The organism is Thiohalospira halophila DSM 15071 (assembly GCF_900112605.1).
In the GTDB taxonomy this organism is placed as follows: domain Bacteria; phylum Pseudomonadota; class Gammaproteobacteria; order Thiohalospirales; family Thiohalospiraceae; genus Thiohalospira; species Thiohalospira halophila.
The window spans coordinates 165,466-189,120 of the sequence record NZ_FOMJ01000002.1; the positions used below are offsets into that span (position 1 = coordinate 165,466).

Below are 23,655 nucleotides of genomic sequence, written 5' to 3' on the forward strand. Positions count from 1 at the left end.
CATGCACGTCCTCCTGCTCGCCGGCACCGCCGAGGCGCGGGAGCTGGCCGGCCTGCTCGCCGATCATCCCCGGCTGCAGGCGACCGCCTCCCTGGCCGGCCGGGTCCGGCGCGCCGCCGATCTGCCGGTGACCGTGCGCACCGGCGGCTTCGGCGGTATTGACGGCCTGGCCGCCTGGCTGCGCGAGCAGGCGGTGGGGGCGGTGGTCGATGCCACCCACCCCTTCGCCGCCGGGATCAGCGCCAACGCCGCCGCGGCCGCCCGCGCCGCCGACATCCCCCTGGCGGCGCTGGTCCGCCCCGCCTGGGAGCCGCGTCCGGGGGACGACTGGCGGCCGGTGGCCGATCTCGATGCCGCCGTGGCGGCGTTGCGCCCCCTGGGGGAGCGGGTGCTGGTGACCACCGGGCGCAACGAGCTCGCCCCCTTCGAGGCGGCGCCGGAGAAGGACTACGTCATCCGCACCATCGATCCGCCGGAGCCGCCGCCGGCGCTGCCCCGCGCCCGCTATATCCAGGCGCGCGGCCCCTTCGATGCCGCCTCGGAGGCGGCGCTCATGGCCGAGCACGATATCCAGGCGCTGGTGACCAAGGCCAGCGGCGGGGAGGCCACCCGCGGCAAGCTCGACGCCGCCCGGGAGCGCGGGATCCCGGTGGTCATGGTGGAACGGCCGCCCCTGCCGGCGGGCGTGCACCGCCACTGTACCACCCCCGGGGAGGCGCTGGCGTGGCTGGAGGGCCTGGCCGCCGGTCACGACAGCCCCTCGTGCCAGCGCGGGGTGTAGACCCGCTCGCTCCCGTCGGGTGCCGTGATCCGGCGGGTGGTGGAGGCGCCGATGATGAGCAGGGTGCTCATGTCGGCCTGCTCCGGGGCGGCCTCGGCCAGGGTCGTGGTGACCACGCGCTCCTTCTCCCCGCGGCCCACCGCCGTGCCCAGCACCACCGGGGTGGCGGGGGCCCGGACCGCGCGCAACAGCTCCAGGGCGGCGCCCAGCTGCCAGGGGCGGGCGCGGGAGATGGGGTTGTAGAGGGCGATGGCGAAGTCGGCCTCCGCCGCCAGCCGCAGCCGGTGCTCGATGAGCGCCCAGGGCTTGAGGTTGTCGGAGAGGGAGATGGCGCAGAAGTCGTTGCCCAGGGGGGCCCCGGCGCGGGCGGCCACCGCCTGCAGGGCGGAGAGTCCCGGGACCACGCCCACCCCCACCCCGTCCCAGCGGCCGGGCTCGCCGCCCTCCAGCGCCTCCAGGACCGCCGCCGCCATGGCGAAGATCCCGGGGTCGCCGCCGGAGATGACCGCCACCCGGGCGCCGTCGGCGGCCATGTCCAGGGCATGGGCGGCACGGTCCAGCTCCTCCCGGTTGTCGGAGGCGTGGCGGCGCTGGCCCGCGGTCTCCACCCGGTCCAGGTAGGGGCCGTAGCCCACCAGGTCGGTGGCCCCGGCGACCACCGCATCCGCCTCCGGCGTGGTCCAGGACGCCGGCCCGGGGCCGACGCCGACGATCTTCACCCAGCCCGCACCGCTCATCGCCGCACCCCCTCGCCGGGGATCAGGATCTGGGAGAAGTAGGGGGCCTTCTCCCGCGCTACTTCGGCCAGCGGCAGGATCCGCTCACCGGCGCCGCTGGCCGACTCCACGTACCAGGCGCGCGAGGTGAGGTCCAGCTCGTCCAGGAGCCCGGCGATGCGCGGCAGGTTGGTGCCCACCTTCATGATGGCGACGGCATCTCCTTCGGTGAGGGCCGCGCGCAACCGCTCCGTGGGCAGGGTGCCGGGGATGACGTGGAGGGCGTCGTCGCGCATGACCAGCGGCCGGGGCAGGCCCGCCGCGGCGGCCTGGGTGGAGGTGACCCCCGGGACGACCGCCACCGGGTGGCGCCCCTGCAGGCGGAGCTGCAGGTGCATGAAGGAGCCGTAGTAGAAGGGATCGCCCTCGTTGAGGGCCGCCACGTCCCGGCCGGCGGCCAGGTGGGCGGCGACCTCCTCGGCGGCCTGGTCGAAGAAGGCCTCGATGCGCTCCCGGTACTCGGGGCTGTCGTGGGGCAGCTCCGTGGTCACCGGGTAGGTGAGCGCCAGCTCCGTGGCTGAGGCCGGGATGTGGGTCTCGGCGATGGCGCGCGCCTGGCCGGAGCCGCCGCGCCGGCAGAAGTAGGCGACCACCGGGCTCGCCTGTAGCAGGCGGACCGCCTTGAGCGTCATCAGCTCCGGGTCGCCGGGGCCGACGCCGAGGCCCCAGAGGGTTCCGCTGTTCGTGCTCATTCCGGCTCTCCTGCCAGGGCGTTCACGGCCGAGGCGGCCATGGCGCTGCCGCCGCGCCGACCGTGGACGGTGAGGTAGGGGATCTCCCAGGGGTTCTCCGCCAGCGCGGCCTTGCTCTCCACGGCGCCGACGAAGCCCACCGGGATACCGACGATGGCCGCCGGTGGCGGCGCCCCCTCGGCCAGGAGTTCCAGCAGCCGGAAGAGGGCCGTGGGGGCGTTGCCGATGGCGACCACCGCGCCCTTCAGCTCGGATCGCCACAGCTCCAGGGCGGCGGCGGAGCGGGTATTGCCGATTTCCGCCGCCAGCGCCGGCACGCGCTCGTCGCGCAGGGTGCAGACCACCCGGTTGGCCGCCGCCAGGCGGGCCCGGGTGATGCCGTGGGCGACCATCTCGCTGTCACAGAGGATGGGGGCGCCACCAACCAGCGCTGACCGGACCGCCTCGGCCACGCCGGGCGAGAAGCCGACGGCGTCGGCGATGTCGGGCATGCCGCAGCCGTGGATCATGCGTACCACCGCCGTCTCCAGGGCCGCCGGGAAGCGCTTCAGGTCGCTCTCGGCGCGGATGGTGGCGAAGGATTCGCGGTAGATGGCGGCGCCATCGTGCTCGTACTCCGGAATCGAGAAGTCACTCGGGGTCACTGGCTTCCTCCAGCCATGTTCGCAGGAATTCGGGGCCCAGCCGGGCCAGGGTCGTGCCGGTTCCCTCGCCGTTTTGGCGGTGGTGGCGCAGGGCGGCGTCTAGGGCCGCCAGCGTGGCGGGGACGGCGGCCGGATCCAGCCCTGCCCGGAGGACGGGGCCGTCGGCGCTGCCCAGGGCGAGGGTATAGTGTCCGGCCTCGGCGACCAGGGTCAGGGCGGGTTGCGTCGGGGCGCCGCATGCCTTGTCGCAGCCGGCGACGTGGAGGCGACCGCCGGCGGCGATGAGTGCCGGCACGGCCGCCCCGGCGGCGGTGGCATCGGGGCGCGTGGCGGTGGTGCCGGCGCTGCACCCGGCCCGGCCGGGGCACGCCTCCAGCGCCAGCCGCGGGTCGCCGGGGTCGAGGATGGCGCCCCCGGGGGCGAGTTCCGCCTCTGCCCCCGGCAGGGGGTCCGTCAGGGCCAGCGTCCGCCAGGGTGTGACCCGCAGGGTTCCCCCCGGCCCCAGCAGTTCGGCCAGCCGTCGCAGCTGCCTCGCCTCCAGGACGCCGAAGGGGAAGGCGGCCCCCAGCCAGCCGTTCTGGGGGCCAAGCACCCGCTCCAGGCTAACCGGCTCCAACGGCCGGTCCGCCACGGGCCCCAGTGCGTCGCCGGCCGCCTCGATGAAGGGCGCGGTCCCGTAACGGCTCACGGCCGCTGCCACCCGTCCCGGTGGGTACGGGTCGGCGTCGCGCAGCGCCAGGAAGCGATGGAGCAGCCGGCTCACCAGGGCCGGTGCAGCCTCCACGGCCACGCTGCCCAGGGGCTCGGCGTCGGCCGCCGTCCCCCCCAGGGCGACCCGGAACCGACCGGGGTCCACCGCCTCCAGGCGCAGGTCGCCGGTGACCTCGCCCACGTGGGCGCCACCCCCGCCATCCACCACGACCCCCACCTTGGGCGGCAGGGCCTGCAGGGCCGGGTCGGCGGTGAGGGTATTGGCGACGGCCTCGGCAACGGCGGTGATGTCCGCGGCCGCGGCGGGATCGCGGTCGGCCAGCGGCGCGGCCACGACATTGCGCACCGCCTCCCGGCCGGCGTCGGACTCGGCCAGGCCGGCGGCGACCAGCCGCCCGTGCGCGGCCTCCGCCCGTTGGGGGGCGATACCGCGCAGCTGGAGCCCGGCGCGCATGGTCAGCTCCAGGGTGCCGGAGCCGTGCGCCTCGGCGGCCTCCGCCACGGCCCGGGCTGCCGACGCGGTGAGCCCGGCCAGGGGCTGGCGCAGGCGCAGCAGCAGGCCGTCGCCGGTGGCCATGGGGGCGGCCACCCCCGGGCAGGCGTTGCGGATCACCCCGCTCATGCCTTGATCCTCACACCCCGGGCGACCAGGTACCAGGCGAGCCAGCCCACCACCACCGTGGCGGCGGCGAGGACGGCAAAGGTGGTGGTCCACGCCACCGGGCTGGCGCCCAGGAGGCCGTGGCGGAAGCCCTCGATGATGTAGTGCATGGGGTTGGCGGCGGCGACGGTATCCCACGGCTCCGGCAGTCGGGAGACGGGGTAGAAGAGCCCGCCCAGGTAGATGAGCGGGGTAAGGACGAAGGTGTTCACCACCGAGGTGTGGTCAAAGCTGCGCGCGAAGACGCCGTTGATCAGGCCCGCCAGGGAGAAGAGCAGCGCCGTGAGCACGGCGATGCCGGCGGTGGCGCCGATGTGGTGCAGCGCCAGATCGGTGAAGGGGAGGGCGATGGCCAGCACCAGCGCCCCGGCGAGCAGCCCGCGCAGCAGCCCGCCGGTGGCGAAGCCGGCCACCACCAGCCACGCCGGCATGGGGGCGACCAGGATCTCCTCGATGTGGCGCTGCAGCCGTGCGCCGTATACCGCCAGGGTGACGTTGCTGTAGGCGTTGGTGATCACCGCCAGCATTACCAGGCCGGGGAGGATGAAGTCGGCGTAGGCGACGCCGCCCATCCCGCCCAGCTCCCGCCCCACCAGGTGGCCGAAGACCACCAGGAAGAGGGTGGCGGTGACCACCGAGGGCAGGAGGTTCTGGACCCAGGCGCGCAGGAAGCGGCGCACCTGCTTGACCACCAGGCCGCGGTAGGCGAACCAGTGGAGGGCGATATTCATGCCTGCCCCCCGCCGGTGAGTTCCAGGAAGAGGGCCTCCAGCCGGTTGCTCCGGTTGCGCAGGCCGGCCACCGTCACCCCCTGCCGGTGGAGATCCGCTAGCGGCTGGTTCACTGGGGTGCCGCGGGGGATGTCCAGCTCCAGGGTGTGGTCGTCCACCCGGCGCACCGCGGCATCCGCGAGCACCGGGAGCTCCGCCGTTGGGACGGCCAGCTCCAGGACCAGGGTCTGGTGGTCCAGGGAGCGCAGGAGATCGCCGGTGGTCCCGCGGGCGATGAGTTCGCCGCCGTCGATGATGGCCAGCTCCCGGCAGAGCTCCTCGGCCTCTTCCAGGTAGTGGGTGGTCAGGAGGATGGTCACGCCGTCGGCATTGAGTTCCCGCAGCAGCGCCCAGAGGTCGTGGCGCGCCGCCAGGTCGAGGCCGGCGGTGGGCTCGTCCAGGACCAGCAGTCGGGGTTGGTGGACCAGGGCCCGCGCCAGCATGAGCCGCCGCTTGAGGCCGCCCGAGAGCCCCCAGGCGGTCTGGTGCCGCCGGTCGGCCAGGCCCAGCCGTGCCAGTACCTCGCCGGTGCGTTGGCGCGCCTGGCGCGGGCTCAGTCCGTAGTAGGCGGCCTGGGTCTCCACGATCTCGCCCACCGGCTCGAAGCTGTTGAAGTTGACCTCCTGGGGGACCAGCCCGATGAGCCGCCGCGCGGCAACGGGCTGGCGGACTACGTCGTGGCCGAAGACCCGGATGGTGCCTGCCTGGTGGCGCAGCAGGGAGGTGAGCAGGCCGATGAGGGTGGTCTTGCCGGCGCCGTTGGGGCCGAGCAGGCCGAAGAAGGCGCCCTCGGGGATGGCGAGATCCACCCCGGCCAGGCCGGTCCGGCCGCCGGGGTAGTCCTTGGCGACGCCCTCCATGGTCACGGCCGGGATGGTCATACGCCGACCTCCGGGGCGAGGCCCACCTGCTCGCCGTTGCGGTCGACGGCGCAGACCTCGATCCCGGTGCCGGCGGGCAGGTAGGCGCCGGCGCGGTCGCGGGCCAGCGTAGCGATGCGATTCCCCAGGGGGACTCCGGCCTCGCGACAGGCGTCGAGCGCCTCAATGCTGGTGTTGCTGGCGGTGATCCGCTCACACAGCGCCGCGTCGGCGCTGGCCTCCGCCGCCTGCCGGGCCAGGAAGTCGAGATCGATGGCCGACTTGCGGCTGTGGGTGTCCAGGTGGCCGGCGGCGAACTTGCTCAGCTTGCCGAAGCCGGCGACCAGGAGGAGGGCGGGCAGCGGCCGGCGGCGCAGGTATTTCAGGACGGCGCCGAAGGCGTCCCCCATCTCGATGAGGGCGAGATCCTCGAGGCCGTACTGGCGCCGAGCGAAGTCCTCGCTGGTGCCGCCGGTACAGGCCGCGACCCGCTGCAGGCCGTTGCTGCGGGCGACCTCGATGGCCTGGTGGATGGAGGCGATATAGGCGCTGCAGGAGAACGGGCGGACGATGCCGGTGGTCCCCAGTATCGATATCCCGCCCCGGATCCCCAGGCGCGGATTCATGGTCCGCTCGGCGATGCGCTCGCCGTCGTCGACCCCCACGGTAACCTCGAAGCCGCCGGGGTGGCCGGCCTCCGCCGCCACCCGCTCCAGGTGCTCGGTGAGCATCCGGCGCGGTACCGGGTTGATGGCTGGCTCTCCCGCCGGGACGGGGAGGCCGGGCCGGGTGACGGTGCCCACGCCGGCGCCGGCGAGGAAGGCGATCCCGGCGTCCGGGGTGGCGCGGACCCGCGCCCAGACCCGGGCGCCGTGGGTGGCGTCGGGGTCGTCCCCGGCATCCTTGATGGTCCCGGCCTCGCCGGCACCTTCCAGGGCGCGGCTATCGTGCAGGGGCAGGGTGACCGCCTCGCCGCGGGGCAGGGTCACGGGCACCGGGTCCGGGGCGCGCTGGCCCAGGGCGAGGCGCGCGGCGGCCACGGCCGCGGCGGTGGCGCAGACTCCGGTGGTGAGGCCGGTACGCAGGGTAGCAGTCTCCACCTTCGGCCCCGGCCCCGCCGCGTGCGGCTCGCCTTCCACCGTCATTCGCCCGGTTTCTCCCCGGCATCCACGGCAGCCGGACCCAGGGTGGACTGCAGGTTGACCACCTCGCCGACGATGAGCACCGCCGGCGACTGCAGCTCCAGACCCTCCGCCCGGGCCGGGAGGCCGCCCAGGGTGCCGGTGACCACCCGCTGGGTCTCCAGGGTGCCGTGCTCCACCAGAGCGGCGGGCATGGTGGCCGGCGCCCCGGCGGCGACCATCTCGTGGCAGACCCGCTCCAGGCCGTGGAGCCCCATGTAGACCACTACCGTCTGCTGCGGCCGGACCAGGGCGGCCCAGTCCAGCTCGGTGCCGCCCTCGCGGCGGTGGGCGGTGACGAACTGGCAGCGGTAGGCGTGGTCACGGTGGGTCAGCGGGATCCCGGCGTAGGCGGCGCAGCCGCCGGCGGCGGTGATCCCGGGGATGACCCGAACCGGGATCCCCTCGGCGGCCAGGGCGGCGGCCTCCTCGCCGCCGCGGCCGAAGACGAAGGGGTCGCCCCCCTTGAGGCGGACCACGTAGCGGCCCTCCCGCGCCCGGGCCACCATGAGTTCGTTGAGGGCATCCTGGCGGTAGTGGTGCCGGGCCCGCGCCTTGCCCACGTAGACCCGTTCGGCCTCCGGGTTGGCCATGTCCAGGATGGCCTCCGGGATCAGCCGGTCATGCAGCAGGACCTCGGCCTGTCGCAGGGCGTCGGCGGCGTGGAGGGTGAGCAGCCCGGGGTCGCCGGGGCCGGCGCCCACCAGGTCCACGCGACCGGGTTCGATGGAGGGTGTGGTCGGATCGGTCATGGCGCAAACAGGGCGGCGATGGCCTCCGGGTTGGAGGGGAACCAGGCGTGGAGGTAGGTGGCGGTGAGCCGGCCGTCGCGGTAGACGGCCTCGGCGGCGGAGCCGCCGTCCCGGGCGCGGCGGCAGTGGGCGATGGGCTCCAGGCCCACCTCGGCGCGGCTGTGGTGGAAGGTGTGGCCGCGCAGGTCGCCCTCGGGCAGCGGCGCCTCCTGCAGGCCCAGCCCCTGGAGCTTGCCGGCCATCTCCCCCCGTCCCTGCAGGAGCCCGGCCATGGCGGCGGCGTGGCCCTCGGTGTCCGCCAGCTCCTCCAGCAGGTAGAGCAGGCCGCCACACTCGGCGAGCAGGGGGCGGCCGGCGGCGTGGTGTTCCCGCAGGTCGGCCTTCAGGCCCTCGTTGGCGGCCAGGGCGTCCAGGTGGAGTTCCGGGTAGCCGCCGGGGATCCAGACGGCATCGGCGGCGGGCAGGCGATCCCCGGCCACGGGGGAGAAGAAGACCGTCTCCACCCCCATGGCCTCCAGTAGCGCCAGGTTGCCGGGGTAGAGGAAGGCAAAGGCGGCATCCCGTGCGATGGCGATGCGCACGCCCTCCAGCCGGGGCACCGGCTCGACCTCCGGGCCGGGCTCGAAGGCCACCGGTTCCGGAAGGTCGGTGATCCCGGCGGCCTCGATGGCGGCCGCGGCCGCCTCCAGGCGCTGGTCCAGGTCGTCGATCTCGCCGGCCTGGACCAGGCCCAGGTGGCGGTCGGGGACGTGGAGCCCCTCGTCCCGGGGGAGGGCGCCGAAGAAGGGGACTCCTGCCGGGGTGGCCGCCTCCAGCATGCGGCCGTGGCCGGCGGAGCCGGTGCGGTTGGCGATGACGCCGGCCATGGTGAGGTCGTCCCGCCAGGTGGCCAGGCCGTGGACCATGGCGCCGAAGGTCTGACCCATGCCGCTGGCGTCCACCAGGGCCATTACCGGCAGGCCGAAGGCCACGGCGAGATCGGCGCCGGAGGGGTCGCCGTCGAACAGGCCCATGGAGCCCTCCACCAGGATGAGGTCGGCCTCCTCGGCGGCCTCGGCCAGCATCCGGCGGCACGCCTCTTCCCCGACCATCCACAGGTGCAGCGGCTCCACCGGATGGCCGGCGGCGCGCTCCAGGACCATGGGATCCAGGAAGTCGGGGCCGGTCTTGAAGACCCGCACCCGCCGGCCCTGGTTGCGGTGGTAGCGGGCCAGCCCGGCGGTGACGGTGGTCTTGCCGTGGCCGGAGCCGGGGGCGGCGATGAAGGCGGCGGGGCAGGAGCGGCTCATGCGGCCACCCCCCGGCCGGCGTAGTTCAGCCGGCCTCGGGCTCCGGCCCCGGCGGGGCATCCTCGAAGATGGTCGCCTCCTCCAGGGTGCAGGCGACGCTGGCCAGGCTCACCGCCTCCCCGGGCCCGTGGGCGTGCAGGACCCAGTGGTCCGCCTCGTCCCGCCGGTAGAGTTCCACGCTCCCCTGCGCCGGGTCGATGAGCAGGTACTCCTGCAGCGAGGGGAGTTGGCGATAGGCGGCGAACTTCTGCCCCCGGTCGAAGGCCTCCGTGGAGGGAGAGAGGACCTCCGCAATCAGTGTCGGTGCGGTCTTGTAATGGCTGCGCTCCCGGTCGGCCGGGTCGCAGGTGACCAGGACATCGGGATAGAAGAAGGCGTCCGCTGCGTCGACGCGGACCTTCATGTCCGCCATGAAACTGCGACAGGGGCCGCCCCGCAGATGATCGCGAAGTGCCGACGCGATATTCAGCGAGATCGTGGCATGGCGATCCGACGCCCCGCCCATGGCGAAGGCCTCCCCGGCCACGAATTCGTGCTTGCCGGGCTGTTCCGCCTCCCAGGCCAGGAACTCCTCGCTGGTAAAAGTCGTGCTCGCTGCCTCGCCCATGGTCGTCCCTCCCGGTACCCGACGCATCGATTGTAGCAGCCCCGATTGTAGCAACGCCGGCCACGGGATTCGCCGGGATCACAGCTCGACCCCCTTCTGCGCCTTCACCCCCGCCTCGAAGGCGTGCTTCTCCTTGCGCATGTCGGTGACGGTGTCGGCGATCTCGATGAGGTCCTGCGGCGCGCCGCGGCCGGTGATGACCACGTGCTGCATGGGCGGGCGGTTGGCCAGGTCCTCCAGCACCGTGGGCAGGTCGAGGAAGTCCTTCTTCAGGGCGATGTTCAGCTCGTCGAGCAGCACCAGGTCGATGGTCTCATCCTGGAGCAGGGCGCGGGCCTGGGCCCAGGCGGCCTCGGCCATCTCCACGTCCCGGCTGCGGTCCTGGGTCTCCCAGGTGTAGCCCTCGCCCATGACGTGGTAGGTCACGTTGTCGAACTGGCGGAAGAAGGCCTCCTCGCCGGTGGCGAACTGGCCCTTGATGAACTGGACGATGCCCACCCGCTGGCCGTGGCCCAGGGCGCGGGCCACCATGCCGAAGCCGGCGCTGCTCTTGCCCTTGCCGGTGCCGGTGTTGACGATGATGACGCCGCGCTCGTCGCTGGCCTCACGGATGCGAGCGTCCATGATCTCCTTCTTCTTCTGCATGCGCTCGCGGTAGCGGGCGTCGGTCTGCTCTTCGCTCATGTCGGTTCCCTGGTTGAGGGCGGTGGTTCGTGGGGCTGTTTACTCGTTCCCCCGGTCCTGCCCGCCCTGGATCATGATCAGCTTGCCGGTCTCGGGATCGCGGTAGACCTGGCCCATGCGCTCGAAGCCGGAGCCGGCGTCGCCGGCCCCCTCGGGGACCTCGGGTAGCTCCCGGCCCTGGGTGACCTCCTGGCGGGAGAGTTCCTCGAGGGGGTGGTCCTGGCCGTTCTGGCTGGCGGCGAGGGCGGCGATGAGGCCCACGGCGAAGACCAGCATGATGTCCACCAGGTTGGCCATGGGGCCCATGGGCTCGGCGTCGGCCTCGTCGAAGCGGCCCCGCGCCCAGTCACGCCCGGCCACGGTCGCCCTCCAGCGCGTCCAGCAGGTGATCGTACCAGCGCCGGCGCACCCGGCCGAGGATGAAGCCGACGATGCCCACCAGCAGGCCCATGACGGTGGTGTCGAAGGCCACCGTCACCGCCTGGGCGAGGGTCTGCAGCTCGCCGCGACCCAGGGCGGCCAGGCCGGGGCCCAGCGGGATGAGCGTGCCCATGAGGCCGAGCATGGGGCCGACCCGCGCGATGAGGTCGGCGCGCTCGATGCGCCCCCGGCCCACCCGGGAGGCGATGGCCGCATTGCCGGCCTGGCGGAGCCGCCGGATCCCGCTGAAGCCCTCGCCCAGGGCCTGGCCCACCTCCCACACCGCCAGGGCCACCAGCAGCGCCAGGGCGGCGAGCACCGGCTCCAGGAGCCAGCTCACCCCGGCGTGGACCCACTGCACCAGTACGCCATCAAACATGGTTGCCTCCGCTTCGCATCCCGTTGTAGAGGCCGCCCGCCAGCAGGAGCAGTGCCAGGCCCCCCGTGGCCCACAGGAACCAGGGCAGGTGGCTGTCCCGCTGCTGCTCCTGTTGCCGTTCCCGTTGCTGTTCGGCCTGTTGCTGCCCCTGGCGCTCGGGCGATGCGCCGGTTTCCTCGCGGGCCACCTCGGCCGCCGAACGGCTGGACTGTTGCTCCGGGGGCTGGCGGACCTCGGTCACCGACGTCACGCCGCCCTCGGCTCCCTGCGGCTGGGCGCCGCCGGCGGCCCGGAGCCGCTGGTCCAGGGCCCGGGCCAGGTCGTCCCCGATCTGCGCCTTTACGTGGTCGAAGACCGGGTGCTTCGGCCGGGTGTGGCCGGAGCCGGGCAGGCCGTTCTCGACCACCGCCTTCGCCAGCTTCTCGGCCAGCTCCTTTTGGGTCGCCTGGGAGGCGTCCCAGAACTCTTTCTGGATGGCCACGTTCATGATGGCGAGCATGTTGGTGCGCACGTGGGCGCGGTTGCCCTCGGCCAGGAACTCGTCGAGCTGGAGGTCGTGCTTGTCGTCCATGTAGACCGACTTCACCTCCTGCCACACCCAGTCGTCGATGATCCGGGGATTGGTGACCTGCCAGCCCCACAGGTACTCCATGAACTTGGAGCCCATGGTGCGGGCGCCGGCGTAGCCGTGCTCCATCTGGCCCTTGAGCCAGGCGGGGTTGAGGTAGCGGCCGCGCAGCTCCTGGAGCAGGGCGCTCTCCAGCCCCTGCATCTGCGGGTCATCCGGGTTCGAGTGGTCGATGATGCGATTGTCCGGCGCGGTGCCGGAGACCGCCTCCACGGCCATGGAGAGCCCGCCCAGGTAGTCGAAGGCGTCGTTGTTGTCCATGAGGCCGTAGAGGTTGGAGGCCCGCCCCAGGTAGGTGCGCTCAACGCGGCCCAGGTTGCGGGTCAGGCCGTCGTGGGCCGATTCGCCGCCGGCCTCGGCGCCGTAGACGTGGCCCATGCGGCGTCGGTAGGCATCGGCGATCTCGCCGCGCTCCTTCCAGGAGCCGGAGCGCTCCGCCATGCGGTTGACGCCGGCGCCGTAGCTCCCCGGGGCGTCGCCGTAGATGCGGTAGATGGCGTCCTGGCCGGCGGCGGCCGGATCGGCGCCCTGGTCCACGGCCTCCCGGGTATCGGCGACCCAGTGGGCGGCCACGAGGTTGCGCGCCAGGGATTCGGTGCCGGCGTCGCGCAGCTCGCCCAGGGGCTTCAGGGCCGCCTCCAGGGCGGGTGTGAGCGCCGGGTGCTTCTCGCGGATGGTCTGGCTGGCGCCGTCCAGGGCCAGGCGCACCGACTGGTCCAGCCAGCCGTTGAGCTGGCCGTAGAGGTCGCGGAAGAGGCCGGAGGTGGTGAAGAGGACGTCGCGGCGGTAGCGGCCGGACTCCAGCGGCTGGCGCTGGATGCCCTCGACGATACCGCGGCTGTTCCAGACCGGCTTGATGCCCAGCATGTCCAGGCCGAAGGCCACCATCGCACCCTCGTCACGCACCGTGTCCGAGGCCCAGAGGACCACCGCCTCGCTGCCCTTCGGCGCACCGTCGCTCCCCTCTTCCCGGGCGTTCTCGGCCATGCGCACGCCCATCTCCCAGCCCACCCGGCTGGGTAGCAGGTTGCCGTTAAGACCGAAGAAGTTGCGCCCGGTGGGCAGCACCTCCGGGGTGCGGATGGGGTCGTTGCCCTTGCCCGGGGCGACGAACTCGCCGTCCAGGCCAGCCAGCAGGGCGTCCATCTCCCTCTGCGGCGAGACGCGCAGCTTGCGTCGCCACTCGTCGCGGACCTCGCCGGCCCCGGCCATGGACTGGAGCATCATGCGCCGTTCCTCCGCCGCCCAGTCGGTGCCGAAGATGTGCAGCCCGCGGGGCATGAACTCCTCCTGCATCTCGGTGAGGTGGTGGCCCACCTCGTGGACCAGGAGGTCGCCGCCCACCTTGTCCAGGGTGAGATCCGGGTTATTGCGCTCGGCGCGCAGTTCCGACTCCAGCTCGCCGGCCATGTCCAGCTCGGCGATCTTGGCGCGGATCCGCTCCAGGGCGCGCTCGCGGGCGGCGGTGCTGCCCTGGCCCTCCGCCGACTCGAAGCTCTCCACCAGGCCGCGCAGTTGCAGGAGCTGGTCGTAGAGGGGCGTGGTGGAAAGCGGCGGGGTGAGGTGGTCCACCATCACCGCCAGGCCGCGGCGCTTGGCCTGCAGGCCCTCGCCCACCCCGTCGACGATGTAGGGGTAGATCCCGGGCACGCTGCCGGCGATGAGCCGGGGATAGTCGGTGTCGGTGAGCCCCACCCGGCGCCGGGGCAGGAATTCGTAGGTGGAGTGGCGGCCCAGGTGGACCAGGGCGTCGACCTCGAACTCGTCCCTGAGCCAGTGGTAGTAGCCCAGGTACTGGTGGGGCGGCGGCACGGCCAGGTTGGCGTGCAGCAGCTCCTCGTTCACCTCCCACCCCCGGGGCGGCTGGGGGCCGATCCAGACATTGCCGAAGCGCAGGCCGGGCAGGAGCAGGTCGTCGTCGTGGACCATGACCCGCCCCGGGGCCTCGCCCCAGCCGTGGAGGCCCTCGATGCCGGTGTCACGCAGGCCGGACACCAGCTCCTCGGCCTGCTCCCAGCTGGCATCGGCCTTCTCCGCCAGCAGGGCCTCGTACTCGGCGCGCAGCTGGTCCAGCAGGTCGCGGGCGCGCTCGGTGGCGGGGTGGTCGGCGCCCTCCAGCAGGTGGCGCAGGTCGCCGTGCATGCGGCCCAGTAGACCGCGGCCCAGGTCGGGGCGGCCGGCCCTTTCCGCCTCGTGCAGGGTCTGGTGGAGGTAGCCCAGGGGGCCGTCGGTCATCTCGGCGCGGACGGCGTCGGGGAGGGTGTCGAACCACTCGCGGTAGTCGGCTGCCGAGAGGGTGGGCACCTTGGCGTGCAGGCGCTCCTGCTCGGCGCGATTCTCCGGCAGGTTCACGCCGCGCTCCTGCATGCGGTCCAGAAGGGCCTCGTGGGACTCCGGCAGCGGGCCGGTGGTGTAGCCGGCCCGTTTCAGGTTGCGCAGGATGGCCATGAGGGAGCGCGGCACGTCCAGGTTGTCGGCGCCAATGTTGTGCCGGCCCGGCGGGTGGTTGTAGTAGAGGAGGCCGATGCGCTTGTCGGCGTTGGGCTTGTTCCGCAGCCGGATCCAGTTCGCGGCCCGCTCGGCCATCACCGCCACCTCGCCGTCCAGGGGGCGGGTGGTGGCAAAGCGCAGGCCGGTGCGCGGGTCGGTGTGCTCGGGCTCGGTGGCGGCCAGGACCAGGGGCTGGCTGGCGCCCTGCAGCTCCGGCATGCCCACCCGGTAGTGGATGGAGTCCTGGGGCAGGCCGTCGGCGGAGACCCGCCACTCCTGGCGGGTGCGGTCGGTGAGGCGGATGCCCTTGAGCACCGGCACATCCAGCTCGGTGAGCAGCTCGGTCACCGCCTTGCGGCCGTCGCTGCCGCCCACTACGAAGTTCTGCAGGCTGACCACCGCCCCCAGCTCGGCCGGGGCGCTGACCTCCTCCAGCCGCGCCACCGCTTGCTGGCTGGCCTCCCCCCAGCGCGCCAGGACCGTGAAGCAGGCCGGCCCCTGGTCCTCGACGGCGGCACAGAGGCCATCCAGCAGCTCGCGCTGGCCGGCCTGGTCGCCGTCGTCGTAGGCCAGCACCGCCACCGCCGGCTCGTCCGCGGGCAGGTCCAGTTCGTCGGCGGCCACCACCTCGCCGTTCTGGTAATAGCGCAGCGGTGCTGCCGGTTGCGGCTCGCCGGCGGTGACCTCCGCCCCGCCCTGGTCGAGGAGCCAGGCCAGGAGGTTGGCGGCGTTCTCCGCCCCCCGGCCGCGCCAGTAGGCCCGGCCGCGCAGCCAGTCGGCCTGCGCCGGGTGCTCGGCGGCCAGCTCCCGGGTGAAGGCCAGGGGGTCCTCGTCGGCGGCGGGATCGGCGCGGATCACCTCCAGGTCGTCGCCGGCGAGATCGGCCAGGGGCCGTTCGCCATCGAAGCGGGAGGCCCGGACCACCGAACGGGCGCTGCTGACGATGAGCACCGGCGCGCCCTCCGGCGGCGGCGCCTGCTGGAGCAGCCGGCGCAGACGCGGGGCGGCGTCGCCGAAGATGCCGGCCATGAAGACGGCGTCGGCGTCCGCCCACAGACTGGCCACCTGTTCATCCGAGAGCTCGGCGAGCTGGGCGCGGGTGCGCAGAACCACCTCGTGGCCGGGGTGGGCGTCCAGATAGCGGTGGGCCCCGGCGGCCAGGGTGGCCGCCGAGCGCTCCGAGACCACGCCCACCAGCTTCGCGGCCTGGGCGGGGAGGGCCGTGAGCAGGAGGGTGAGCAGGATCAGGTGGGCGGTCCTTCGCAGCATGGTCTTACTCCGGGCGCTGGCCGGGCTGCCAGAGGACATCCTCGCAGCCGGCGTGCTGGTTGATGGCGCGGGCCGCGACGAAGAGGTAGTCGGAGAGGCGGTTGAGGTACTTGAGCCCCTCCGGGTTCACCTCCTCCTCGTGGGAGAGGGCGTAGACCCGGCGCTCGGCCCGGCGGCAGACGGTGCGCGCCAGGTGGGCCTCGGCCGCCGCGCGGGTGCCGCCGGGGAGGATGAAGTTCTCCAGCGGCGCCAGGTCGGCGTTGAGGGCGTCCAGGTCGCCCTCCAGCCGCTCGGTGTGGGCGGCCGTGACCATGGTGAAGCCGGGGACGGAGAGTTCGCCGCCCAGGTCGAAGAGGGTGTGGCGGACCTCCACCAGGGTCTGCGCGATGGCGGCGGACAGCTCGTGGGTGGCCAGGACGCCGATGGTGGCGTTGGTCTCGTCCACGGCGCCGAAGGCCTCCACCCGCAGGTGGTCCTTGGAGACCCGGGTGCCGTCGCCCAGGCCGGTGCGGCCCTCGTCGCCGGTACGGGTGTAGATCTTCGAGAGGCGATTGCCCATGGGAAACTCCTGCAGTAGCGGGCGACGGTCGTCGCCTAGTGGGTTCCTGTTCCGTTCGTGGGCCGGTCAGCCCTCCAGGCGGAAGACCACCGGTAGTTTCAGCTCCACCGATCGGCCCGGAGCCTCCAGTGGGGCGACGCGCTCCAGGGCCCGGCGGGCGGCGTCGTCCAGCATGGCGTGACCGGAGCCCCGGGCGACCTGGATGTCGCGGATATCGCCCTCGGCGGTGACGCGGAAGGCGAGGCGGACCTCGCCCTCCCAGCCGCGGCGCACCGCCACCGGCGGGTAGCGGAAGTGCTCGCCCAGCGCCCCACGGGCCTCGGCGCGCAGGTGGCCGGGGTCGGCCTCCGGGTTGTTGCTGCCGCCGCCCGTTGTATCCGCGTCGCTGGCGTCCTTCGGGGTGGTGCCGGCCGGGTCGGTGGCCTCGCCGACATCCGCCCGTTCCGATGGGGTCTTCGTGCCGGCTTCGGCTTCTTCGTCGGGGGGTTCCGGGCTCGGCGCGGTCGCGATTGCCTTGGTGGTCTCGGTCCGTTGCGGCTCGGTGGACGCCTCGGGCTCGGGCGGCTCCGGTGCCGGCCGTTCCGCGGTGGTCCCGGTGGGCTCCTCCCGGGGTGCCGGTTCCTCGCGGGGTTCGGCCTCGGCCCGGGTAGCTGAGGCTTCTTCGGGGTCACCGCCCTCGGAGGCGTCCCCGGTCTCCCTCCCGGGGGCGCCTCCGGCGGCGGCGAGCTGGACGCTCATACCGGCCCCGCCGCCGGCCCCGCCGACGGGCTCCGTCGGCGAGCCGGCGATGAGCAGGGTCCCGGCGTGGGCGGCGGCGGAGAGGAAGACCGCCACCGCCAGGCCGCGCCCGGAGGGGCTCAGCGGAGCCGCCATACCACTTCGCCGTAGGCGGACTTGCCGGCGGTGTTGTAGCCGTCGGCGAGCTGGTAGTCCGCATCGGTGAGGTTCTCGATGCGGCTGCGCACGGTGAACTGCTCGGTAATATCCCAGGCGGCGCGGACGCGGGCCAGGGTGTAAGCGCCCAGGGTGGCGGTGCCGTCGGAGCGGGAGCCCTGGTGTTCCAGGCCGCCGCCGAAGCGCCAGTCACCCACCCGGCGTTCACCCTCCACCCGCCAGGTGAGGTCGGCGCGCCGGTCCAGGGACTCCCCGGTCTCTTTGTTCTCGGTATCCAGGGAGGTGATGGAGAGGTCCAGGTCCCACTCCTCACCGGTGAGGCCGACCTCGGTCTCTACGCCGTGGATGCGGGCCTCGTTGACATTCGTGGTCTGAGAGAAGTCATCGGTGTAGTCGATGAGTTGGTCAACCTCGGTGCGGAAGGCAGTGACTGCGACACGGGCTGCCCCTTGGCGAAGCCGAATGCCGAAATCCGTGGTTCGGGATTCTTCCGCCTGTAGATCGGGATTGCCAGCGTATAGGCCGCCGAACCCGGGATAATAGAGGTCGTTGAAGGTCGGGGCCTTGAAGGCGGTCCCGTGGCTGGCGATCAGCCGGGCACTCTCATTGAGGCGCCAGCCCAGGGCGGCCTGGCCGGTGGTTTGTTCGCCGTAGGCCTCGTTGTCGTCCCAGCGTCCACTAACCTGGAAGTCCAATCGTTGGCCCATCCACTGGTACTGGAGGTAGCCGGCACGGTTGTAGCGTCGGGTCTCCGCGAATTCTGTCGTACTCTCTTCAACGGAGTCCTCGTAGTAATCGAGGCCGGCCGTGAGCATCTGCCGGCCGGAGATCGTTAGATCATTCTGCCAGTGGGCCGTGGTCCGCTCGGTGGTAAAGGTGCTGCTGAAAGCACCGTCGCTGAACGTATCCTGATCGTCCCGATTCTGGCCAATACTCACTTCGCTCTGCCATACAGAGGCCGGACTGAACGCAATGTTGAGGTGGCCGGCATCGCGGATGGACTCCTGGTAGCTATTACCGCCGGCAAAGGGGTCATATTCGTTCTCGGCGTCGGTGCGGTAGTAGTCCAGGCCCAGCTCCAGCGGACCGAAGTCGTGGCCGGCGTGGAGGTTGAGGGAGCGGTTGTCGTAGCCATCGGCATCGTCGTTGCCGTTGGCCTGGTCCGTTTTGGCATCGAAGCCGTCAGTACTAGCGAAGCTGGCGTCCATCCGCAGACGGGAATTTCCCTCCTGGATGCCCACGCCCATCGATGCCTCACGGGTGTTGTAGCGACCGCCACCTACGCGTAGATGAGCGGTCTCGCCCTGACGGGTGATGATGTTGACCACCCCGCCGATGGCGTCGGCGCCGTAGAGGCTGGCGCGGGGGCCGCGCACCACCTCCACGCGCTCGATGATCTCCGGCGGGATGTCCTGGAAGGCGGCACCACCCAGGGTGGCCGAACCCACTCGCTGGCCGTCGATGAGGAAGAGGGTGTGGTCACTGTTGGTGCCGCGCAGGAAGAGGCTGCTGCTCTTGCCGCGGCCGCCGTTGTGGCTGATCTGGATGCCGGTGCGGTTGGCCAGGAGTTCGGGCAGGTCGGCGGCCTGGGACTGTTCGATGTCCTCCCGGGTGAGGACGGTGACCGGGGCGAGGGTGGAGTCGACGGTCTCGGCGGTTCGGGTGGCGGTGACCACCACGGGTTCCTGGGTCTCGGCGGCGGCCGGGGTCGTGGCAATGGCCGCCGCGGCAGCGGCGATCAAGCGTCGCTGGAATGGCATGGTTCCTCCTTGTGTGAACATCGTTCAGCGCACCCGCTGGGGGATCGTTCGCGGGGGAGGACAAGGCGGGAGGAACGTGCAGACGCCCCTGCCGCCCGGGGCCCTCCGCACCCGCGGCATCGAAGCTCCAGGCCGGTCTCCGGGCTCGCGAGCGGGGGATGGTTCCCGGGCCTGCGCGCCTTCCCGTGCCGGGCGGCACAGTGGCGTAGGGGCGCAGACTTGACTCGCCTACCGTTGCGGGGGCAGCGCCGGATTTGCCGCGCGGTGAGAATGCGCGGCGCACCGGTCTTCCCGTTTCACCCCGTCACCCTGTCGGGCTCTCGGGGCACCTGAAGAACTACATATTGTGCCGAAACGGGGGGCGTCGGACAAGGCAGGGGCCGGGGTTGCCCCGGGCGGGGCCACCCCGGAAGCCGGGGGTCAGAAGTCCCAGGTGCTGCTGCGGCGGCCGCGCAGGTGGGGAAGGATAATGCCGAGGATGAGGCCGGCCAGGAGGACGCCGGCGCCCACCAGGAACCAGTCGCGATTCTCGGTCCCCTCCAGGTCGGCGACCTCGGCCTGAAGCCGCTTGAGCTCGGTCTCCATCTCCTTGTTCTCGGTGCGCAGCTGTTCGTTCTGCTCGGCGAGTTCCAGGGGGCGCTCGGCGGCGGAGCGGGCCTCTTCCAGCTCGCTGCGCAGGGTCTCGATGGTGCCCTCCAGCTCCTCCACCTGGCTGGCCAGCTGGTCCCGCTCGCTGGTGACGGTCTCCAGCTCCGAGGCCAGTGCACCCCGGCGCTGGGTTACCTGGTCCAGCTCGGTGCGGACCTCGGCGAGCTTCTGGGCCGCGGTGCGCTCCTCGGAGAGGTACTGTTCCTGGATCCAGCCTTCCTGGCCGTCGTCGGTGCGGATGCGGACGTACTCGCCCTCGTCGCTCTCCTCGAGCTTCTCGATGCCATCGCCGCTCTCCAGCACCGTGACCACGGGGTGCTGGCTCCCCGGACCGTCGCGGAGGGTGACGTAGAGGACGTCGCGGACCCAGTGGGTGGTCTGGGCCAGGGCGGGCTGGGCCCCCAGCAGGAGGACGAGCGCCAGCAGGAGATATCGCATCAAGCCTTCCTCTTTGCGGTGTGGGCGAAGATTCGGATCGCCCACAGGATAAACCGGTGTCCCGGCCGGGGGAATGTCGACCGGTTCACGTTTCCGTCATCGGGGGCGTACGCCGGGTCGGGGCCTCGAAGTCGAGCAGGGGCCCGGCCGGGACGATGCCGGTGGGATTGAGGCTGGGATGACTGCGGTAGTAGTGGTGCTTGATGTGGTCCATGCGCACCGTCTCCGCGATGCCCGGGGTCTGGTAGAGGGCGCGGGTGTAGTCCCACAGCTCCGGGTAGTCCATGAGCCGCCGGGCGTTGCACTTGAAGTGGCTGTAGTAGACGGCGTCGAAGCGCACCAGGGTGGTGAAGAGCCGCCAGTCCGCCTCGGTGACGCGACCGCCGGTGAGCCAGGTCTGCTCGCCCAGGTGCTCCTCCAGCCGGTCCAGGGCCTCGAACAGGCGCTCCCAGGCCGCCTCGTAGGCGTCCTGGGCGGTGGCGAAGCCGGCGCGGTAGACGCCGTTGTTCACGTCCTCGTAGATGAACTCGTTGAGGGCCTCGATGGCCTCCTGCAGGTCCTCGGGGTAGAGGTCCAGGGGGCGGGCGTCCACGCCGTCGAAGGCGCTGCCGAGCATGCGCACCAGGTCGGCGGACTCGTTGTTGACGATGGTCCCGCGCTCCTTGTCCCAGAGGCAGGGGACGGTGACGATGCCGGTGACTTTCGGGTCGGCGCGCAGGTAGTTCTCGTAGAGATACTCGGCGCCGTTGACGGTGTCCCCGGTGGTGCCGGGGAAGTCGGTAGCGAAGTCCCAGCTCTTCGAGCCCATGACGGGATTGACCACGTCCACACTGATCATCGACTCCAGCCCTTTCAGGGCGCGCACCGCCAGGACCCGGTGGGCCCAGGGGCAGGCGTAGGAGACGTAGAGGTGGTAGCGGCCGGCCTCGGCGGGGAAGCCGCCCTCACCGGTGGGGCCGGGACTCCCGTCCGGGGTGATCCAGTTGCGGAACGGCTGCGCCTTGCGGACGAACTCGCCGCCCTCCTGCTCCTGCTCCAGCCAGCCCTCGTGCAGCTCTCCCTCTACCAGTAGGCCCATGTCACTTCACCCAGACGGTCTTGGCGTTGACGAATTCCTGGATGCCGTGGCGGGAGAGCTCCCGGCCGAAGCCGGAGGCCTTCACCCCGCCGAAGGGCAGCCGCGGGTCGGATTTGACGATGCCGTTGACGAAGGCGGCGCCGCACTCCAGCCGGCGGGCGATGGCCTCGCCGCGCTGGCTGTCGGCGGTCCACACCGCCCCGCCCAGGCCGAAGCGGGAGCCGTTGGCCAGGTTCACGGCGTGTTCGGCATCGTCGGCACGCAGCACGATGGCCACCGGGCCGAAGAGCTCCTCCTCGAAGGCGCGCTGACCCTCGGCCACATGGTCGAGGATGGAGGGCGGGTAGAAGGCGCCCGGGCTGTCGGGGAGGGTGCAGCCGGTGACCACCTGGGCCCCGGCGCGGACGCTGTCCGCCACCTGGGTGTGGAGTTCATCGCGCAGGTCGGTGCGCGCCATGGGGCCGAGCTGGGTGGTCTCCGCGGCGGGATCGCCCACGGTCATCGCCTCCACCCGCCGGCGGAAGCGTTCCACGAAGTCGTCGGCGATGCCGGGGGTGAGGATGAAGCGCTTGGCGGCGATGCAGGACTGGCCGTTGTTGAGGAAGCGGGAGGTGGCCGCCGCCTCCACCGCCTGCTCCACGTCGGCGTCGTCCAGCACGATGAAGGGGTCGGAGCCGCCCAGCTCCAGCACCGCCTTCTTGATGTTGGCCGCCGCCCGGCTGGCCACGGCGCGGCCGGCGGGCTCGCTGCCGGTGAGGGTGACGGCGGCGATGCGCGGGTCGTCGATGACGGCGTCCACGTCGGCGGCCCGGATCATGAGGGTGCGGAAGGTGTCCGCCGGAAGGCCGGCGTCGCGGATGACCTCCTCGATGGCCAGGGCGGACTGCGGCACGTTGGAGGCGTGCTTGAGGACGCCGGTGTTGCCGGCCACCAGCGCCGGGGCGGCAAAGCGGAAGACCTGCCAGAAGGGGAAGTTCCAGGGCATGACGGCGAGCACCGTGCCCAGCGGCTGGTAGGCCACCAGGCTCTTCCCGGCATCGGTCTCGATGGGTTCGTCGGCCAGGAAGCCGGGGCCGTGGTCGGCGTAGTACTCGCAGACCCAGGCGCACTTCTCGATCTCCCCGCGCGCCTCGCGGTGGAGCTTGCCTACCTCGCGGGTGATCAGCGTGGCCAGCTCGTCGGCGCGACGGCGAAGTTCCCCGGCGATGGCGCGTACCGCCTCGGCCCGTTCGGCCACCGGCGTGGCGGCCCAGCCGGGAGTGGCGGCGGCGACGGCCGCCAGGGCGGCCTCGCGCTCGGCCTCGCCCCACGGCTCCATGTGGAAGAAAGTCTCGCCGGTGCTCGGGTCGATGGATTCGAACGCCATGGTCGTTCCCTCCGGATGGCTGGGATCTCTCCCGATTCTGACCCCGGCGGGCGGTCCTGTCATCACCGGAGCGGCGGGCCGTTCCCGGGAGGGGGGACTAGCGCCCCAGGGCCTCGGCGACGGCCTGGATCCGGGCGCGGCGAACGGCCTCGCCGATCTCGGGGCCCTTCAGGCCCTGTTCGGCGAAGGGGCGGGCCTCCACGGCGGCGGCGGCCTCCCGCGCGGTATGCAGGATCCCGGGCTGGGGCAGGTCGCGGTCCTCGTAGCCGGGGCGACCGCGGGCATCGGCCTCGCAGGCGAGGCAGAACTGCTCGAAGCGCTCCGGGCGGCGGAAGGCGTCCACCCGCTCCAGCAGGTCCACCAGGGTCTTCGGTTTCAGCTCCCCGGCGCGGTGGAAGTGGAGGTGCTCCCGGGCAACGATGACTCCCAGTTCGCGGAAGGCGCGGGGGGTGCGCAGGCGCTCGCACAGTCCCTCCACCATCGGGACGCCGCGGCCCTCGTGGCCGATGTGGCGCGGCCACTCTTCCGGCGGGGTGGTGCCCTTGCCCAGATCGTGGACCAGGGCGGCGAAGCGGACGACGGGCTCGGGGGAGAGGCGGGCGGCCTGTTCCACCACACGCAGGGTGTGGTCGCCGGTGTCTACCTCCGGGTGGTGCTCCGGCGGCTGGGGGACGCCGAACAGCGCATCGATCTCCGGGAAGACCTCGGCCAGGGCGCCGCAGTCGCGGAGCACGCGGATGAAGGCCGCCGGGGCCGCCTCGCCCAGGGCGCGCTCGGTCTCCGCCCAGACCCGCTCGGGGACCAGGGCGGCGACCTCGCCGGCCTCCACCATGGCGCGCATGAGGTCCCGGGTCTCCTCGGCCAGGGTGAAGTCCAGGGGCTCGAAGCGGGCAGCGAAGCGGGCGACGCGCAGGATCCGCACCGGGTCCTCGGCGAAGGCGGGGGTCACGTGGCGCAGGACCCGCGCCTGGAGGTCGGCGCGGCCGTTATAGGGGTCGATGAGCCGGCCGTCGGGGTCCTCGGCCATGGCGTTGATGGTGAGATCCCGCCGGGCCAGGTCATCCTCCAGGGAGACGTCGGGGGCGGCGTGGAAGTCGAAGCCGTGGTAGCCCGGGGCGGTCTTGCGCTCGGTGCGCGCCAGGGCGTACTCCTCGCCGGTCTCGGGGTGGAGGAAAACCGGGAAGTCCTTGCCCACCGCCCGGAAGCCCTGGGCCTCCATCTCCTCCGGCGTGGCGCCCACGACCACCCAGTCCGTATCGCCGGCCGGTTCGCCCAGCAGGTGATCGCGGACGGCGCCGCCGACCCGGTAGGCCTGCAA

The 23,655-nt window shown here is 72.5% G+C and carries 22 protein-coding genes and 1 riboswitch; of the genes, 1 reads left to right on the forward strand and 21 read right to left on the reverse strand.

The annotated features are described in order from the left end of the window. Position 1 precedes the first annotated feature (1 nt). Positions 2 to 781 (forward strand): cobalt-precorrin-6A reductase, encoded by a 780-nt coding sequence (locus tag BM272_RS04875; protein WP_093427635.1) that lies wholly within the window; start codon positions 2 to 4, stop codon positions 779 to 781. Here BM272_RS04875 and cobJ read toward each other — a convergent pair. The 21 genes from cobJ to BM272_RS04980 all read right to left on the reverse strand — a co-directional run bounded on the left by cobJ (position 748) and on the right by BM272_RS04980 (position 23,655). Next, on the reverse strand, positions 748 to 1,518 hold the full coding sequence (gene cobJ / locus BM272_RS04880; RefSeq protein ID WP_093427636.1) for a precorrin-3B C(17)-methyltransferase: 771 nt from the start codon (positions 1,516 to 1,518) through the stop codon (positions 748 to 750). The two genes, BM272_RS04875 and cobJ, sit on opposite strands and share 34 nt — an antisense overlap. Beyond that, positions 1,515 to 2,249, reverse strand: coding sequence for a precorrin-2 C(20)-methyltransferase (locus tag BM272_RS04885; protein ID WP_093427637.1), 735 nt, complete (start codon positions 2,247 to 2,249; stop codon positions 1,515 to 1,517). Before BM272_RS04885 ends, cobJ begins: the two co-directional genes overlap by 4 nt. Beyond that, on the reverse strand, positions 2,246 to 2,893 hold the full coding sequence (locus tag BM272_RS04890) for a precorrin-8X methylmutase (RefSeq protein WP_093427638.1): 648 nt from the start codon (positions 2,891 to 2,893) through the stop codon (positions 2,246 to 2,248). Before BM272_RS04890 ends, BM272_RS04885 begins: the two co-directional genes overlap by 4 nt. Next, entirely contained in the window at positions 2,880 to 4,226 is a 1,347-nt protein-coding gene (gene cobG / locus BM272_RS04895) for a precorrin-3B synthase (protein ID WP_093427639.1), read from the reverse strand. Before cobG ends, BM272_RS04890 begins: the two co-directional genes overlap by 14 nt. Continuing rightward, positions 4,223 to 4,996 carry an ABC transporter permease gene (locus BM272_RS04900; protein WP_093427640.1) on the reverse strand — a complete coding sequence of 258 codons (774 nt, stop codon included), beginning with the start codon at positions 4,994 to 4,996 and terminating at the stop codon, positions 4,223 to 4,225. The genes cobG and BM272_RS04900 overlap by 4 nt, the downstream gene beginning before the upstream one ends. Then, positions 4,993 to 5,916, reverse strand: a complete 924-nt coding sequence (locus tag BM272_RS04905) for an ABC transporter ATP-binding protein (RefSeq protein ID WP_093427641.1) — start codon at positions 5,914 to 5,916, stop codon at positions 4,993 to 4,995. The genes BM272_RS04900 and BM272_RS04905 overlap by 4 nt, the downstream gene beginning before the upstream one ends. Then, positions 5,913 to 7,040, reverse strand: coding sequence for a cobalt-precorrin-5B (C(1))-methyltransferase (locus BM272_RS04910; protein ID WP_093427642.1), 1,128 nt, complete (start codon positions 7,038 to 7,040; stop codon positions 5,913 to 5,915). The genes BM272_RS04905 and BM272_RS04910 overlap by 4 nt, the downstream gene beginning before the upstream one ends. Further along, positions 7,037 to 7,828 (reverse strand): uroporphyrinogen-III C-methyltransferase, encoded by a 792-nt coding sequence (cobA, locus tag BM272_RS04915; protein WP_093427643.1) that lies wholly within the window; start codon positions 7,826 to 7,828, stop codon positions 7,037 to 7,039. Before cobA ends, BM272_RS04910 begins: the two co-directional genes overlap by 4 nt. After that, positions 7,825 to 9,117, reverse strand: coding sequence for a cobyrinic acid a,c-diamide synthase CobB (locus BM272_RS04920; RefSeq protein WP_093427644.1), 1,293 nt, complete (start codon positions 9,115 to 9,117; stop codon positions 7,825 to 7,827). The genes cobA and BM272_RS04920 overlap by 4 nt, the downstream gene beginning before the upstream one ends. A 25-nt stretch (positions 9,118 to 9,142) precedes the next feature. After that, positions 9,143 to 9,724, reverse strand: a complete 582-nt coding sequence (locus tag BM272_RS04925; RefSeq protein ID WP_093427645.1) for a Uma2 family endonuclease — start codon at positions 9,722 to 9,724, stop codon at positions 9,143 to 9,145. 78 nt (positions 9,725 to 9,802) lie between these two features. Then, on the reverse strand, positions 9,803 to 10,408 hold the full coding sequence (gene cobO / locus BM272_RS04930) for a cob(I)yrinic acid a,c-diamide adenosyltransferase (protein WP_093427646.1): 606 nt from the start codon (positions 10,406 to 10,408) through the stop codon (positions 9,803 to 9,805). 39 nt (positions 10,409 to 10,447) lie between these two features. Further along, positions 10,448 to 10,714, reverse strand: a complete 267-nt coding sequence (locus tag BM272_RS04935) for a DUF2149 domain-containing protein (protein ID WP_093427769.1) — start codon at positions 10,712 to 10,714, stop codon at positions 10,448 to 10,450. 40 nt (positions 10,715 to 10,754) lie between these two features. After that, a complete protein-coding gene (locus tag BM272_RS04940; protein WP_093427647.1) occupies positions 10,755 to 11,207 on the reverse strand; it encodes a MotA/TolQ/ExbB proton channel family protein in 453 nt (150 codons plus the stop codon). Further along, the gene (locus BM272_RS04945; RefSeq protein WP_093427648.1) at positions 11,200 to 15,594 is read right to left on the reverse strand and encodes a cobaltochelatase subunit CobN; all 4,395 of its coding nucleotides are present in this window, start codon (positions 15,592 to 15,594) and stop codon (positions 11,200 to 11,202) included. The genes BM272_RS04940 and BM272_RS04945 overlap by 8 nt, the downstream gene beginning before the upstream one ends. 4 nt (positions 15,595 to 15,598) lie before the next feature. Further along, positions 15,599 to 16,153: a cob(I)yrinic acid a,c-diamide adenosyltransferase gene (locus tag BM272_RS04950; protein WP_093427649.1), complete on the reverse strand. Its 555-nt coding sequence runs from the start codon at positions 16,151 to 16,153 to the stop codon at positions 15,599 to 15,601. Positions 16,154 to 16,219: 66 nt separating this feature from the next. Further along, complete coding sequence (locus BM272_RS04955) at positions 16,220 to 17,026, reverse strand: energy transducer TonB (protein ID WP_093427650.1); 807 nt, start codon at positions 17,024 to 17,026, stop codon at positions 16,220 to 16,222. After that, positions 17,011 to 18,807, reverse strand: a complete 1,797-nt coding sequence (locus BM272_RS04960; protein WP_159433022.1) for a TonB-dependent receptor domain-containing protein — start codon at positions 18,805 to 18,807, stop codon at positions 17,011 to 17,013. Before BM272_RS04960 ends, BM272_RS04955 begins: the two co-directional genes overlap by 16 nt. Positions 18,808 to 18,920: 113 nt before the next feature. After that, positions 18,921 to 19,155: riboswitch (cobalamin riboswitch) on the reverse strand. Between the two features lie 72 nt (positions 19,156 to 19,227). Beyond that, positions 19,228 to 19,893, reverse strand: a complete 666-nt coding sequence (locus BM272_RS04965) for a TIGR04211 family SH3 domain-containing protein (RefSeq protein WP_093427652.1) — start codon at positions 19,891 to 19,893, stop codon at positions 19,228 to 19,230. An 85-nt stretch (positions 19,894 to 19,978) separates the two neighbouring features. Beyond that, the gene (locus BM272_RS04970) at positions 19,979 to 20,971 is read right to left on the reverse strand and encodes a glutathione S-transferase family protein (protein WP_093427653.1); all 993 of its coding nucleotides are present in this window, start codon (positions 20,969 to 20,971) and stop codon (positions 19,979 to 19,981) included. Between the two features lies 1 nt (position 20,972). Continuing rightward, complete coding sequence (locus BM272_RS04975) at positions 20,973 to 22,337, reverse strand: NAD-dependent succinate-semialdehyde dehydrogenase (protein WP_093427654.1); 1,365 nt, start codon at positions 22,335 to 22,337, stop codon at positions 20,973 to 20,975. 97 nt (positions 22,338 to 22,434) lie between these two features. Continuing rightward, positions 22,435 to 23,655, reverse strand: coding sequence for a multifunctional CCA addition/repair protein (locus BM272_RS04980; RefSeq protein ID WP_093427655.1), 1,221 nt, complete (start codon positions 23,653 to 23,655; stop codon positions 22,435 to 22,437).